The sequence below is a fragment of the Paracoccus lutimaris genome (assembly GCF_003337565.1).
Taxonomy (GTDB): domain Bacteria; phylum Pseudomonadota; class Alphaproteobacteria; order Rhodobacterales; family Rhodobacteraceae; genus Paracoccus; species Paracoccus lutimaris.
Genome location: NZ_QPJL01000012.1, coordinates 95,031 through 109,398 on the forward strand (window position 1 = coordinate 95,031; position 14,368 = coordinate 109,398).

Consider the following 14,368-nt stretch of genomic DNA (forward strand, 5'->3'; position numbering starts at 1 on the left):
TCCTCAGGCGGCTTGCGGAGTGGCGGCGCGGGTGATGCGGCGGACCGAGACATGCATCCAGCCAAGGCAGCCCAGGACCAGCACGAACAGGACCATGAAGCAGCTGGACCAAAGCCCGGTCTCATCCTTGAGCCAGCCAAACAGCAGCGGCAGCACAAAGCCGCCAAGCCCGCCGATCATGCCGACCAGCCCGCCGACCGCGCCGACATTCTGCGGGTAATAGCTGGGGATGTGCTTGTAGACGGCGGCTTTGCCGAGGCTCATGAAAAAGCCCAGCGTGAAAATCACTGCCAGAAACACCGTGACCGGCACCGCCACCGGTAGGGACAGGATCGCGGTCGCAATACCCGAGACGATCAGCGTCCAGTACATCACCACCCGCGCCCCGACCCGATCCGACAGGACACCGCCATAGGCGCGAAAGATCGAGGCGGGGATGGAATAGGCCGCGCCGACCATGCCGGCGGTTTTCACGTCAAAGCCGTAAACCCCGATCAGGTAATGCGGCAGCCACAAAGCCAGCGCGACAAAGGCGCCAAAGCTGAAGAAGTAATAGGCCGAAAAGCGCCAGACCTGCATGTTCCGCAAGGGCGCGAATTCGGCACGCAGGCTGCGCAGGGGCATCTGGCCATGGCGATGGGCGGCGGTCACCGGGTCGTCCTTGCTGAAGATCCAGAACAGGATCGCGGTCAGCGCCAGCCCGGCAGCCCAGATCTGTGCTGTCGCCTGCCAGCCAAAGGCCAGCATGACGAAGGGCGCGACGAACTTGGTCAGCGCCGCGCCGACATTGCCGACGCCAAAGATCCCCAGCGCCGTGCCCTGCCGCGCGCCGTCGAAGAACCGCGAGACATAGGCCACGCCCACGGCGAATGAGCCGCCCGCCAGCCCGACGCCAAGCGCCGCCAGCAGCATCTGCGGATAGGTCGAGGCCCAGCCCAGCAGGAATGTCGCCAGCGCCGCCGCCAGCATGGTCAGCGTATAGACAATGCGCCCGCCCAGCCGGTCGGTAGCGATGCCAAGGACGATCCGGACCAGCGATCCGGTCAGGATCGGCATCCCGACCAGCAGGCCGAATTGCGTGTCGCTGAGCGAGAGTTCGTTGCGGATCTGCAGGCCGATGATCGAAAAGATCGTCCAGACGGCAAAACAGATCGTAAAGGCCATGGTCGAAAGACCCAGCGCGCGGCTGGCCTCGGGCGGGGATGCGGGGGATATGGCGGGCATGATGGCTCCGATGCGAAGGATGGCGAATGCTGTCGGAAAGCGCGGAAGCGCGGGCCGCCTGCGGCCGATGCGGGGACGCTTTCGTTTCGGGGATTCCGCGTCGTCGCGGGACCTGTGCCGCATCATTGCGAGCGGGCCGGTGGCGCGTCGTTGCGCCGGGCCATGGATCAAGACTGCCCGTGCCGGGGCCGTCCCTCAAGGAAAAATGCGGCAGTGCAGCATCCGGGTTTGCGACCGCCCGGAAATCGGGCGAAGGGCGTGGCATCTGCCCGGAAATCGACCAGCTTCAGAAACGCGGCTCAAAAACCGCGCCGTCGAAAAAGGCATCGGCGCGCAGAATCATCTGGCCCTTTTCGGCAGCAACCTCGCGGTCAACGGCCAGCGCGCCTTCCAGCCGGGCAGAGGCGCCGGGCAGCGCCGCGCCGGCCTCGCGCAGATGCATGCGGTAAAGATCGGTGCGGAAATGCGCCATGGCCCGGTCCATCGCCAGCACCGGGTCCAGCCCATGGCGCCGCGCGATCCGCTGGGCGAAGAGCGCCGCAAGGCTTTTCCACGGGAAATTCACCCCGCCCCGGTGGAACGAGACGAAATCGGGCACCGCGCGCATCTCGCCCATGGGGGATATCTGCAGGCGCCCAGTCAGGCCGCGCTCGGCCAGTTCCGGCGGCAGGTCCAGATACTCGCGCCGCGAGATGATCTCGGCGGCGGTGTCGCGGTTCTCGGCCTCGTCCAGCCAGCGGCAGGCGCGCCAGATCGCCCGCATCAAGGCGCCGGTCAGTTCGGGCTGCGCGCGGGTGAAGTCCCGGCGCATGACCAATCCCTTTTCCGGCGGCGCGGCCCAGATCGCGACACCGGGCAGCAACAGCGTGGCGACGCCCTGTTCGACCGCGCTTGAGGCCCATGGCTCGCCCACGCAAAAAGCGTCAACCTCGCCCGCCGCCATGGCCGCGGCCATCAGCGGCGGCGGCACGGTCACCACCTCGGGTTCTTGCGCGAAACCGCAGGCCGACAGCCAGTGATGCATCAGCTCGACCTGGGTCGAAAAGGGAAAGGGCACGCCGATGCGAAAGCGGCCCGGCGCGGCATGGCGCAGGGCCTCGCCTGCCTTGCGCGCGTCCCGAAAGTCGAAATCATGGCCGTTGTCGCGCAGGCGCGCGGCCAAGGGTTGGCTGATGGCGACGGCCTGCCCGCCCTGGGACAGCACCATCACCAGATCCAGATCGGGCAGCGCCGGGCCAAGACCCAGCGCCTGCGCCACCGGCATCGGCGCCAGCATATGGGCGGCGTCGATCACCCCCGCCCCCAAAAGATCGCGGGCCTGCGCCCAGGCGCCCTGCCGCAACAGGCGAAACTCCAGCCCCTCTTCGGCGGCAAAGCCCAGTTCGCGGGCAAGGATCAGGGGGGCTGCGTCGATCAGCGGCACATAGCCAAGGGTCAAAGGGGTCAACGGCATGACAAAAGCCCCGCGGCCAGAACCAGTTGCTGGGCAATCTCGGCAACGCGCTTGCCCTGATCCATCGCCGTCTTGCGCAGCAGCGCATAGGCGGCCTCTTCGTCAATGCCGCGCGCCTTCATCAAGACGGCTTTCGCACGGTCGATGACCTTGCGCTCCTCAAGCGCGGTGCGGGTCGCGGCCAGTTCGGCGCGCATGCGCTGGAACATGTGAAACCGCGCGACAGCGGCGTCCAGCACCGGCTTGATGCGGTCCGGCCGCAGCCCGTCCACGACATAGGCCGAGATCCCCGCCTCGACCGCCGCCCGGGTCAGATGCTCGTCCGAGCGGTCGACGAACATCGCCACCGGCCGTTCCGTCGGCCCCGAGGCCAGCGCCAGTTCCTCAAGGATATCGCGCGAGGGATTGGCCAGATCGATCAGCACGATATCGGGCCGGCATTCGGCGATATGGCGCGCAAGGCCGGTTTCCTCGGAAAAGATGCGGATCTCGTGATCGCCGATCTCGCGCAGACCGTCCACGATGGGGGCGGCGCGTTCGGGGTCGGGTTCGATGACGACGATGGAAAGGCGCTTGTCCATGGGATCCCGCTGCTGGTCATGACCGGGGTGCCATCCCGAGCCGCCATGCCGCAATGCAGCAACGCCCCCGCCGCTGCGTCAAACCGGGCCCCTGCGCAGGGATCGGGCAAAAGCGGCGGCCCGCGCCCAATCGCTGGGCAGCCGTCCCGCCCAGCGGGCAATCCCTGCACCGCGCGGCGTCTGTCCACGGCGCAGGCAGAAATCCACCCGCTTTGCCCGGATATTCGGCGCCGCGACTTTTTCGCAGCCATTGCCGCGCTTGGCGCTGGTTCTGCGCTGCGGCGCCACCCTTAGCTGGTGCCATGCCGCCCCTGGCCCCTTGAACCGGAGACCACCCGCATGAAACTCGCCCCGCTTTCCGCCACGCTTCTCGCCGCGCTTCTGGGCACCTCCGCCCTTGCGCAAGACAATGCCGAGCCGATCAGGATCGGCATCCTGCATTCGCTTTCGGGCACGATGGCGATTTCGGAGACCACGCTGAAGGATGCCATGCTGATGCTGATCGAGCAGCAGAACGCCAAGGGCGGCGTCCTTGGCCGCAAGCTTGAGGCGGTGGTGGTCGACCCCGCCTCGGACTGGCCGCTTTTTGCGGAAAAGGCGCGCGAGTTGGTTGCGGGCGACAAGGTCTCGGCGGTGTTTGGCTGCTGGACCAGCGTGTCGCGCAAATCGGTGCTGCCGGTATTCCGCGAACTCGACAGCATCCTGTTCTATCCCGTCCAGTATGAGGGCGAGGAATCCGAGCGTAATGTCTTTTACACCGGCGCCGCCCCGAACCAGCAGGCGATCCCGGCCGTCGAATACCTGATGGATCAGGGCGTCGAGCGCTGGGTTCTGGCGGGCACCGACTATGTCTATCCGCGCACGACGAACAAGATCCTTGAGCAGTTCCTCAAGGACAAGGGCGTCGCGCCGGATGACATCATGATCAACTATACCCCCTTCGGGCAGTCGGATTGGCAGACGATCGTCTCGGACATCAAGGCCTTCGGGGGCACGGGGAAAAAGACCGCCGTGGTCTCGACCATCAATGGCGATGCGAATGTGCCCTTCTACAAGGAACTGGCCAATCAGGGCATCACGGCGGACGACATTCCGGTCGTCGCCTTCTCGGTCGGCGAAGAGGAACTGGCCGGCATCGACACCGCGCCGCTGGTCGGCCACATGGCCGCCTGGAACTATTTCCAAAGCGTGGACGATCAGGCCAATTACGACTTCATCGACGCCTGGCACAGCTATACCGGCAAGGACGACCGGGTGACCAACGACCCGATGGAGGCCCATTACATCGGCTTCAACATGTGGGTGAAGGCGGTCGAAAAGGCCGGCAGCACCGATCCCGACAAAGTCATCGACGCCATGGTCGGGATCGAGGTGCCAAACCTGTCCGGCGGCAAGGCGGTCATGGGCAAGGATCACCACATCACCAAACCCGTTATGGTCGGCGAGATCAACGAGGACGGCCAGTTCGACATCGTCTGGGAAAGCGAGGGCGAGGTCGCGGGCGATGCATGGTCGGACTTCCTGCCCGAATCGAAACCGCTGATCGCCGACTGGACCCAGCCGATCAATTGCGGGAACTACAACACCCAGACCAAGACCTGCGGTGGTGCCGCCCCCGTCATCAACTGACGCGATTGCGCGGTGCATCCCCTCCGCCGCGCCCCTGTTCCTGTGCGGAAAGGTATTTTCCATGCGACTGATCCGGCTGGTCCTGATCTGCCTGATGCTGCCGGTGGCGGCACTGGCGCAATCCTTCGACGAGATCGCGACGCTGCTGCCCGATGGCAGCTACGAGGACCGGGCCGCCCGCGTCTCGGCCTTGGCCGCCAGCGGCGATCCTCGCGCCGAGGCGCTGCTGTCGGCGCTGGCGGCAGGCGATCTGGCGGTGCTGAAAGCCGACGGGCGGCTGGTCGTGGTGACCGGGAATGCCGCGCAGGACGCGCTGACCGGCACGGATGCCGGCCCCGTCACCCGCCGCGACGTGACCCGGGTGCGGGTGAACAACAACCTGCGCGGCCAGATCCGCGCGGCGCTGGGGTCGCTGGGGCTTTCGGCCACAGACCCCGGCGTCCGCGCCCGCGCCGCAAGCCAGCTTGAGGCCGCGCCCGACCCGACGCAACTGCCCGCGCTGGAAAAGGCGCTTGGCACGGAAACCGATCCGGCGGCGAAATCGGCGCTGGAGCTTGCCCGCGCCACCGTGCTGCTGTCGGCCCCCGATGCCGCGCCCGAGGCCCGCGCCGAGGCGCTTTCGCTGATCGTCGCCCGCCGGGGCGCATCCGCGCAGGCGCTGATCCGCGCCCAGCTTGACGACCCAGTACTGAAGGATGCGGCCGCCTCGGCCCTGACCCATATCGAGCGCGCCGAAAAGCTGCGCGGCTGGGGGCTGACGCTGTGGCAGGGTGTCTCTCTGGGTTCGGTCCTGCTGCTGGCGGCCATCGGGCTGTCGATCACCTTCGGCGTCTGCGGCGTCATCAACATGGCGCATGGCGAGCTGGTGATGCTGGGCGCCTATACGACCTTCGTGGTGCAAGAGATGATCCGCAACCACGCGCCGGGCCTGTTCGACTGGTCGCTGGCAATCGCCCTGCCCCTGGCATTCGTCATCACCGGCGCCATCGGCATCGCGATTGAGCGCGGCATCGTGCGCAAGCTTTACGGCCGCCCGCTTGAGACGCTTCTGGCGACATGGGGCGTCAGCCTGATCCTGCAACAGGCGGTGCGCACGATCTTTGGTCCGAACAACCGGCAGGTCGGAAACCCCTCATGGATGTCGGGCAGCACCGAGGTTTTCGGGATCGCGCTGACCTGGAACCGGGTCTGGATCCTGCTGTTCGCGCTGGCCGTTTTCGCCTTTCTGATGCTGGTCCTGCGCCGCACGGCGCTGGGGTTGCAGATGCGGGCGGTGACGCAGAACCGCGCCATGGCCGCCGAGATGGGCATCCGCACCGGCCGCGTCGACGCGCTGACATTCGGCCTTGGCGCGGGCATCGCCGGGCTTGCGGGCGTGGCGCTCAGCCAGATCGACAATGTCTCGCCCAATCTTGGACAGGGCTATATCGTCGACAGCTTCATGGTCGTGGTGTTTGGCGGCGCCGGATCGCTTTGGGGCACGCTGGCCGGGGCCTTTACGCTGGGTATCGCGGGCAAGCTGGCCGAGCCGCTGGCCGGCGCGATGCTCGCCAAGGTGCTGATCCTGATCTTCATCATCCTGTTCATTCAGAAACGTCCGCGCGGTCTGTTCCCGACCCGTGGCCGCGCGGTGGAGGGCTGAGATGCGCCAGATCAATCGCAATATGGCCGTATTCCTGTCCGGGTTGTTCGTCCTGACCGTCGCCATCCCGCTGATGCAGGGGCAGGTCCTGCCCGACTATGCCGTCCAGCTTGTCGGCAAATACCTGTGCTATGCGCTGCTGGCGGTGTCGCTGGACCTGGTCTGGGGCTATGCGGGCATCCTGTCCCTGGGCCATGCCGCCTTCTTCACGCTGGGGGCCTATGTCATGGGCATGCACCTGATGCGCGAGATCGGCGCGCGCGGCGTCTATGCCAATCCGGAACTGCCCGATTTCATGGTCTTCCTGAATTGGGACAGCCTGCCGTGGTTCTGGGGCGCGTCGGACAGTTTCGCGGTAACGCTTCTGCTGGTCGTGGCGGTGCCGGGGGCGCTTGCATTCATCTTTGGCTGGTTCGCGTTCCGGGCGCGGGTGAACGGGGTCTATCTCTCGATCATCACTCAGGCGATGACCTATGCCCTGATGCTGGCATTCTTCCGCAACGAGATGGGCTTTGGCGGCAATAACGGGCTGACCGACTTCAAGGACCTGCTGGGCATTCCACTATCCTCGCCGGGGATGCGGCTGGGGCTGTTCATCGCCTCGGCGCTGGCTCTGGCGGCAGGGCTGCTGATCGCGCGGGCGATCACCCAAAGCCATCTGGGCCGGGTGCTGGTGGGCGTGCGCGACGCCGAAAGCCGCACCCGTTTCCTTGGCTACCGGGTCGAGGAATACAAGCTGTTCGTCTGGACCGTCAGCGCCATGATGGCGGGCGTCGCCGGCGCGCTTTACGTGCCGCAGGTCGGCATCGTGAACCCTGGCGAATTCGCCCCGGCGAACAGCATCGAGATCGTCATCTGGGTCGCTCTTGGCGGACGCGGCACGCTGGTCGGCGCGGCGCTTGGCGCCATGGTCGTCGCGCTGACCAAGACGCTGCTGACCGGCTGGCTGCCCGATGCCTGGCTTTACGCGCTGGGGGCGCTGTTCATTCTGGTCACGCTTTACCTGCCGCGCGGCATCGTCGGCGCGCTCGAAGGGCTGAAACCCGCCCGAAAACCGCAGGAGGTCGCCGCATGAGCATTCTCAATATCGACAATGTGTCGAAAAGCTTTGACGGGTTCCGGGCCATCAACGACCTGAACCTTGCCATCGCCAAGGGCGAGTTGCGCGCCATCATCGGCCCCAACGGCGCCGGCAAGACCACGATGATGGACCTGATCACCGGCAAGATCCGTCCCGATCAGGGCACGCTGTTCTTTGACACCACCCATGACCTGACCCGGCTGGACGAGGCTGGAACGGCGCGGCTGGGCATCGGCCGCAAGTTCCAGAAACCCACGGTCATCGAAAGCCTGACGGTCGGGGAAAACATCGACCTGGCACTGGCCGGCCCGCGCGGCGTCTGGTCGGCGCTGCGTGGGCCCGACCGCGCGACCGCCAGCCGCGAACGCGCCCGGCTGCTGGATCTGGTGCGGCTTGCCGATCCCGGCCGGTTGGCCGGTGAACTGAGCCACGGCCAGAAACAATGGCTGGAGATCGCCATGCTTCTGGCGCAGGAGCCGCGCCTTTTGCTGGTCGATGAGCCCGCCGCCGGCATGACCGATGCCGAAACCATGCGCACCGCCGACCTGCTGCGCGATCTGGCGGGCGAGCATTCCATCGTCGTGGTCGAGCATGACATGGACTTTGTCCGCGCGCTCAACTGCCGCGTCACCGTTCTGCATCAGGGCCATGTGCTGGCCGAGGGTCCCCTGGACCATGTTTCCGCCAATCCGGAGGTGATCGATGTCTATCTTGGCCGCTGAGATCGAAACCGAGACGCTGAGCGTCGAGAATGTCAGCCTGTATTACGGCGCGGCGCAGGCCCTGCGCGCTGTCTCGTTGCAGGCGCCAGTCGGACAGGTCAGCGCCGTGATGGGGCGCAACGGCACCGGCAAGACCAGCCTGATGCGCGCCATCACCGGGCGCGCCCCGATCAGTTCCGGCCGCATCCTGCTGGGAGGAAGCGACCTGACGCGCATGGCGCCCTATGCCCGCGCGCGGGCGGGCGTCGCCTCATGCCCGCAGGGGCGCGAGATCTTTCCGCTGCTGAGCGTGCGCGAGAACCTTGAGACCGGCTTTGCCGGCCTGCCCCGTGGCCAGCGCAATGTCCCCGACGAGGTCTATGACCTGTTCCCGGTCCTGCACGAGATGGCGCATCGGCGCGGCGGCGATCTGTCGGGCGGCCAGCAGCAGCAACTGGCCATCGGCCGGGCGCTGGTGACGCGGCCGCGCCTTCTGGTGCTGGACGAGCCGACCGAGGGCATCCAGCCCTCGGTCATCAAGGATATCGGCCGCGCCATCCGCTATCTGCGCGATCAGAAGCGCATGGCGATCCTGCTGGTCGAACAATATGTCGATTTCGCGCTGGAACTGGCCGACCGCGTCACCGTGCTGGATCGCGGCGCGGTGGTCATGCAGGGCGAGGCCGGTAATCTGGACCATGACGCCTTGCGCCGGGCCATCGCCGTCTGAGCCTTGAGCCGGCCGCCGCTTTGGCTAATCTGGCCGCAATCAGCGACCAGAGGACAGCATGGCCGAAATTATCCTGCTGACGGGCCGGGCCGCCCCCCTGCCCGGCAGCGACCAGAAAAGCGGCATCGACAAGCGTCCGGTGGAGCGCCCACTGATGCTGGGTTCCGAGGGGTTCGAGGGCGACGAGCAGGCCGACCGGCGCGTTCATGGCGGGCCGGAAAAGGCTGTCCATCACTATCCCTACGATCACTATGCGGCGTGGCGGGCGGATTTTGGCATGGCCGAGCCGGGGGTTTCACACCCCCGGACCCCCGTGGGATATTTGGACATGAATGAATTGGGGGGCTTGCTGGCGGTGCCGGGGGCTTTTGGCGAGAATGTCTCGACGCTCGGTCTGACTGAAACGGATGTGGCGGTGGGCGATATCTTTCGTCTGGGCGGGGCATTGGTGCAGATCAGTCAGGGCCGCCAGCCCTGCTGGAAGCTGTCGCGCCGTTTCGGGGTTCAGGATATGGCCCGAAGGGTGCAGGAAAGCGGCCGCACCGGCTGGTATTATCGCGTGTTGCAGCCGGGCCTTGTCGCCACGGGCGATGCGCTGGAGCGGATCGACCGCGTCGCCCCGGAATGGACATTGCAGCGATTGTGGCGCGCGCTTTACGTCGACCGGCTGAATCTGGCCGAATTGGAGGGCATCGCCGCGCTGGAGGTTTTGGCCGATGGCTGGCGGCGCTATGCCATCCGCCGGCTGGAAAGCGGACGGGTCGAGGACTGGAGCAAGCGACTCGAGGGCCGGGCATGACACCGCCGCTGGTGATTTCCATTCAAAGCCAGGTGGTCATGGGCCATGTCGGAAACTCGGCCGCGCTGTTTCCCATGCAGGCCGCCGGGCTGGAGGTCGCGGCGATCCCGACCGTGGTGTTTTCCAACACCCCCGATTACCCGACCCTGCGCGGTCGCGCGCTGCCCACCGATTTCTTTGCGGAACTGCTGGAAGGCGCGTGGGAGCGCGGGTTGCCCCAGCGCGCGGATTTCCTGCTGAGCGGCTATATCGGTTCGGTCGAGGTGGCGCGGCTGATGGCCGATTTCGTCACCCGCGCCAAGGCGGCCAATCCGCGCCTGCGCTATTTCTGCGACCCGGTGATGGGCGATGAGGCCCCCGGTCTATATGTTCCCGAGGCGATTGCCGAGGTGCTGAAGGACGGGCTGCTGCCGCTGGCCGATTTCGCCTCGCCGAACCCGTTCGAGATTTCATGGCTGACCGGCCAGCCGATCCGCACCCTGGACGACCTGCCCCGTGCCGCCAGAGCGCTGCGCATGGCGGATGGCGCGCATCTGATCGCCACCGGCTGTGTGCTGGCGGATACCGCGCCGGACATGCTGGAAAGCGTGATCCTTGGCCCCGGGGGCATCAGCCGTCACCCGGTGCCGCGCCTGCCCATTGCCATGGCCGGAACGGGCGATCTTTTCGCGGCGCTGGTGCTGGCGGGGCTTGCGCGCGGGCGCGGCCTGCCTCAGGCGGTTCAGTTCGCCCAAGAGCAGACCTCGCGCGCATTGGCCGAGGCGGCGCGGCTGGGCCGGAAAGAGGTGGTGCTGTCCGACCCCGCGTTCCGCGCCGCGCTGCTGACGCTTTAGGTCTTCTTCAGCGCGTTCAGCAGGGCCGCACCAAGCGCGCCGGGCGTTTCCTTGCCCGCCGGGGCGGCCGATTTCGGTCCGCGCGAAGGGGACGGCGCCTTGGGGCCACGCGGGTTCGCTCCGCGTTCGTTTTGCGCCTCGCGCGCGCTGGAGCCGCCATCCTTGCGCATGGTCAGGCCGATGCGCTTGCGCGGCACATCCACCTCGGTCACGCGGACCTTGACCACATCGCCGACCTTCACCACCTCGTTCGGATCTTTGACAAAGCGGTCGGCCAACTGGCTGATATGGACCAACCCGTCCTGATGCACGCCGATATCGACGAAGGCCCCGAAGGCCGCGACATTGGTAACCGTGCCCTCCAGCGCCATGCCCGGGCGCAGGTCCTTGATGTCCTCGACCCCGTCGGCAAAGCTTGCGGTGACAAAGCTCGGGCGCGGGTCGCGGCCGGGCTTTTCCAGTTCCGCCAGAATGTCGCGGATCGTCGGCAGGCCAAAACTGTCATCCACGAACTGTTCGGCCCGGATGCCCTTCAACGCGGTGCCGTCGCCCATGATCTGGCGGATGTCGCGCCCGCAGGCGGCGACGATCCGGCGCGCCACACCATAGGCCTCGGGGTGGACGGATGAGGCGTCGAGGGGCTCCTTGCCGTCACGGATGCGCAGGAAACCCGCGCATTGCTCAAAGGCGCGCGGCCCGAGCCCCGCGACCTTTTTCAGCGCCGCGCGGGACGGGAATGCCCCCTCGGTATCCCGATGCGCGACGATATTCTGCGCCAGCGACGGGCCAAGCCCCGCGACATGCGCCAGAAGCGGCGCCGAGGCGGTGTTCAGATCGACCCCCACCGCGTTCACCGCATCCTCGACCACGGCCTCGAGCGTTTTGGCAAGCTGGCGCTGGTCCACGTCATGCTGATACTGGCCGACACCGATCGATTCCGGCGGCACCTTGACCAACTCGGCCAAGGGGTCCTGCAAGCGCCGCGCGATGGACACGGCGCCCCGCAAGGACACGTCCAGATCGGGGAATTCCTTTGCCGCCAGCTCGGAGGCCGAATAGACCGAAGCCCCGGCCTCGCTGACGATCACCTTGAGCGGCGCCTTGACACCTGCTGGCAGGCGTTTGAGCACATCCGCCACAAACCGCTCGGTCTCGCGGCTGGCAGTGCCGTTGCCGATGGCGATCAGTTCGATCTTGTGGCGCAGGATGGCGGCGGCCAGCACCGCCTCGGCCCCGCGCAGGTCGCTTTTCGGCGGGAAAGGATAGAGCGTCGCCGTCTCGACCACCTTGCCGGTTGCGTCCACCGCCGCCAGCTTGACCCCGGTGCGGATGCCCGGATCCAGCCCCAGCGTCGGACGCGCCCCGGCGGGCGACGCAAGCAGGAGATCCTTGAGATTGCGGCCAAAGACCCGGATCGCCTCGGCATGCGCGCGCAGGCGCAGTTCGGTCAGCAGGTCGATATACATGGTGTTCGACAGCCTGACCCGCCAGCACCAGCCCGCGACCTTGCGCAGCCACAGATCGCCGGGACCCTGCCCCAGCCGGCCAAGGCTTGCTGCGACGATCCCTTCGGCCCGGGCAGCACCGGTTTCGGGTTCGGGCGCGATCTCGATGGTCAGGACCTCTTCCTTGGCGCCGCGCAGAATCGCCAAGGCTCGATGGCCGGGGATGGCGGACCATTTTTCACTGTGGTCGAAATAGTCGCTGAACTTAGCCCCGGCCTGTTCCTTGCCCGCCGCCACCTTGGCCGAGATCAGCGCCTCGGCCTGCATGAATTCACGCAACCGGCCCAGAAGGCCAGCATTCTCGGACAGTTCCTCGACAAGAATGTCGCGCGCGCCATCCAGCGCGGATTTCACGTCGGGCACCACTTCGGTGATATAACCCGCAGCCAGAGCCTCGGGGGAGGTGGCACGATCATCCTGAATGGCGCGCAGCAGTGGCTCGAGCCCGTTCTCGCGGGCGATCATCGCCTTGGTGCGGCGCTTGGGCTTGTAGGGCAGGTAGATATCTTCAAGCGTGGCCTTGGTTTCCGCGCCGGCGATGGCGCGGGCCAGATCCTCGGTCAGTTTGCCCTGACCCTTGATCGACTCAAGGATCGCCGCCCGGCGCGCCTCAAGCTCGCGCAGATAGGAGAGGCGCTCGGCCAGATTGCGCAGTTGGGTGTCGTCCAGCCCGCCGGTGACCTCTTTGCGATAGCGGGCGACAAAGGGCACGGTCGCGCCCCCGTCCAAAAGCCCGGTCGCCGCCGCGACTTGCGCGGGGCTGGCGCTGATTTCACTGGCAATGATGCGGGCGATACGGTCGGCGGCGTCCATTCCGGTCTCCTGAGACAAGTCGGAACGCCTGCATAGCCCCTGCGGCGGGATCAGCCAAGCATCTTGCAGCCGCGATGCCGTCCGGGACCATCACTCTGGCCGCGACTGCGCGGGAACGGAGTCATCAACCGATGGCCGGCCCGGCCTTTCATGCAGACCAAAGGCCCGGCATAGCCAAACCGGGCCAGTTGAGCAGGACAGATATTTCAGAAATGCCCCGGCCCGACCCGTTCGGCTGGCGCTGCGTCACCCTCGACCGGCAGATCTTTCTGGTCCCACATCGCGGCGAACCCGGCCTGCCAGGACGCTTCCGCCATGCTGCGCGGCTCTGCCTTGGGGTGCAACACCACCGAGCAAAGCCGCTGCACGCCCCGCCAAACCTCGCCGGCCCGGCGCGCAGGTCTGGCCTGCGCGTGCTGTCCCGACAGCGGGATTGAACCGAAGGGATCGCTTGCCAGCGTCATGACAGCACCATCGCCGCGCGCAGCTTGCGCTCGAAATCGCGATCGAGGCGCGGCATCCGCATGTCGCCCTTGGTGGTTTCCATCGCCGAGTAAAGCTGCGCGACCTTTTTCCAGTTCAGCCCGCTTGCACCGCTCTCACCACCGACCACCTGCACCTCGCCGGCGCGCCGGCAAAAAGCGAGGCCGCTCAGCAATGTATTGATATGGGACAACGTTTCTTCTTCAAGCTCGTCATCCGACTGCGCCTCGGCCATGGAAACGAACCCGGCGAAATCCCCCTTGAGATAAAGGTTCTGCGCCTCGATCAGGTATCCCTCGCAAATCGAGAACCCCTGATCGCACCAATCGGCCACCGAACCGTAGAAGTCCGTCATTTCAAAACCAGCCCCCTGCGCCGGTCTTCCGGCAAGCGCGGCATCATGCGTCCTGCTCTGGGATATGCGCGCCTCACTCGCGCGCTGAGGTCTTTCACTCATGAACATTATTTACCAACCAACAACCAAAGATGACCTAATGCTATACAATTAAGACGATTCACCCGCGGTTGAACAGATACCCTTTCGTATAGGTCGCCTGCAACCCCAAAATACATATAATTGCTTTATTTCAAAATGTTGCGTTTCACCTTCGCGTCACATACCGCGTCAGGGAACGTCAGGTCAATCGGAATATTTGTGGTAACTACACACCACCGATTCACGTGCCGAGCGAACGAAACGGGGCTTTGCTAGGTCATGTTGACAAATGGCGGAGCCAGAGGCGGATCGAGGTGATGTCGATGAACCCGAGGAAGCTTTCTGCGGTCTTGTCATAGCGGGTGGCGACGCGGCGGGCGTTCTTGAGTTTGTTGAAGCAGCGCTCTACGGCCACACGCAGCTTGCGGGACTTGCGCATCGGGATGACCGGTACGACG

At 66.0% G+C, this 14,368-nt stretch carries 14 protein-coding genes; 7 read left to right on the plus strand and 7 right to left on the minus strand.

Annotated elements, in window-relative coordinates:
- Positions 1-3 precede the first annotated feature (3 nt).
- The 3 genes from DFP89_RS12350 to DFP89_RS12360 form a co-directional block, all read right to left on the minus strand.
- The gene (locus DFP89_RS12350; RefSeq protein WP_114349717.1) at positions 4-1,224 is read right to left on the minus strand and encodes an MFS transporter; all 1,221 of its coding nucleotides are present in this window, start codon (positions 1,222-1,224) and stop codon (positions 4-6) included.
- A gap of 286 nt (positions 1,225-1,510) precedes the next feature.
- Complete coding sequence (locus DFP89_RS12355; protein ID WP_114349694.1) at positions 1,511-2,677, minus strand: CmpA/NrtA family ABC transporter substrate-binding protein; 1,167 nt, start codon at positions 2,675-2,677, stop codon at positions 1,511-1,513.
- Entirely contained in the window at positions 2,668-3,258 is a 591-nt protein-coding gene (locus tag DFP89_RS12360) for an ANTAR domain-containing response regulator (RefSeq protein WP_114349695.1), read from the minus strand. Before DFP89_RS12360 ends, DFP89_RS12355 begins: the two co-directional genes overlap by 10 nt.
- Positions 3,259-3,597: 339 nt before the next feature.
- Between DFP89_RS12360 and urtA the strand changes: the two genes are divergently transcribed.
- The 7 genes from urtA to pdxY all read left to right on the plus strand — a co-directional run bounded on the left by urtA (position 3,598) and on the right by pdxY (position 10,673).
- Positions 3,598-4,887 carry an urea ABC transporter substrate-binding protein gene (gene urtA / locus DFP89_RS12365; RefSeq protein ID WP_114349696.1) on the plus strand — a complete coding sequence of 430 codons (1,290 nt, stop codon included), beginning with the start codon at positions 3,598-3,600 and terminating at the stop codon, positions 4,885-4,887.
- Positions 4,888-4,948: 61 nt separating this feature from the next.
- Positions 4,949-6,529: an urea ABC transporter permease subunit UrtB gene (gene urtB, locus DFP89_RS12370; protein ID WP_114349697.1), complete on the plus strand. Its 1,581-nt coding sequence runs from the start codon at positions 4,949-4,951 to the stop codon at positions 6,527-6,529.
- A 1-nt stretch (position 6,530) separates the two neighbouring features.
- Complete coding sequence (gene urtC / locus DFP89_RS12375) at positions 6,531-7,604, plus strand: urea ABC transporter permease subunit UrtC (RefSeq protein WP_114349698.1); 1,074 nt, start codon at positions 6,531-6,533, stop codon at positions 7,602-7,604.
- Entirely contained in the window at positions 7,601-8,332 is a 732-nt protein-coding gene (gene urtD / locus DFP89_RS12380; RefSeq protein ID WP_114349699.1) for an urea ABC transporter ATP-binding protein UrtD, read from the plus strand. Before urtC ends, urtD begins: the two co-directional genes overlap by 4 nt.
- Complete coding sequence (gene urtE, locus DFP89_RS12385; RefSeq protein ID WP_114349700.1) at positions 8,313-9,041, plus strand: urea ABC transporter ATP-binding subunit UrtE; 729 nt, start codon at positions 8,313-8,315, stop codon at positions 9,039-9,041. Before urtD ends, urtE begins: the two co-directional genes overlap by 20 nt.
- Before the next feature lie 58 nt (positions 9,042-9,099).
- Positions 9,100-9,840 carry an MOSC domain-containing protein gene (locus tag DFP89_RS12390; RefSeq protein WP_114349701.1) on the plus strand — a complete coding sequence of 247 codons (741 nt, stop codon included), beginning with the start codon at positions 9,100-9,102 and terminating at the stop codon, positions 9,838-9,840.
- Complete coding sequence (gene pdxY / locus DFP89_RS12395) at positions 9,837-10,673, plus strand: pyridoxal kinase (protein WP_114349702.1); 837 nt, start codon at positions 9,837-9,839, stop codon at positions 10,671-10,673. The genes DFP89_RS12390 and pdxY overlap by 4 nt, the downstream gene beginning before the upstream one ends.
- Here the strand turns inward: pdxY and DFP89_RS12400 are convergent.
- From DFP89_RS12400 to DFP89_RS12415, 4 genes are all read right to left on the minus strand, one after another.
- Positions 10,670-12,991, minus strand: a complete 2,322-nt coding sequence (locus DFP89_RS12400) for a Tex family protein (RefSeq protein WP_114349703.1) — start codon at positions 12,989-12,991, stop codon at positions 10,670-10,672. The two genes, pdxY and DFP89_RS12400, sit on opposite strands and share 4 nt — an antisense overlap.
- A 206-nt stretch (positions 12,992-13,197) precedes the next feature.
- The gene (locus tag DFP89_RS12405; RefSeq protein WP_114349704.1) at positions 13,198-13,455 is read right to left on the minus strand and encodes a hypothetical protein; all 258 of its coding nucleotides are present in this window, start codon (positions 13,453-13,455) and stop codon (positions 13,198-13,200) included.
- The gene (locus tag DFP89_RS12410; protein ID WP_147273310.1) at positions 13,452-13,937 is read right to left on the minus strand and encodes a hypothetical protein; all 486 of its coding nucleotides are present in this window, start codon (positions 13,935-13,937) and stop codon (positions 13,452-13,454) included. The genes DFP89_RS12405 and DFP89_RS12410 overlap by 4 nt, the downstream gene beginning before the upstream one ends.
- 250 nt (positions 13,938-14,187) lie before the next feature.
- Positions 14,188-14,368, minus strand: a 181-nt coding sequence (locus tag DFP89_RS12415) for a transposase (RefSeq protein WP_147273311.1), incomplete at its 5' end; no start/stop codon positions are given.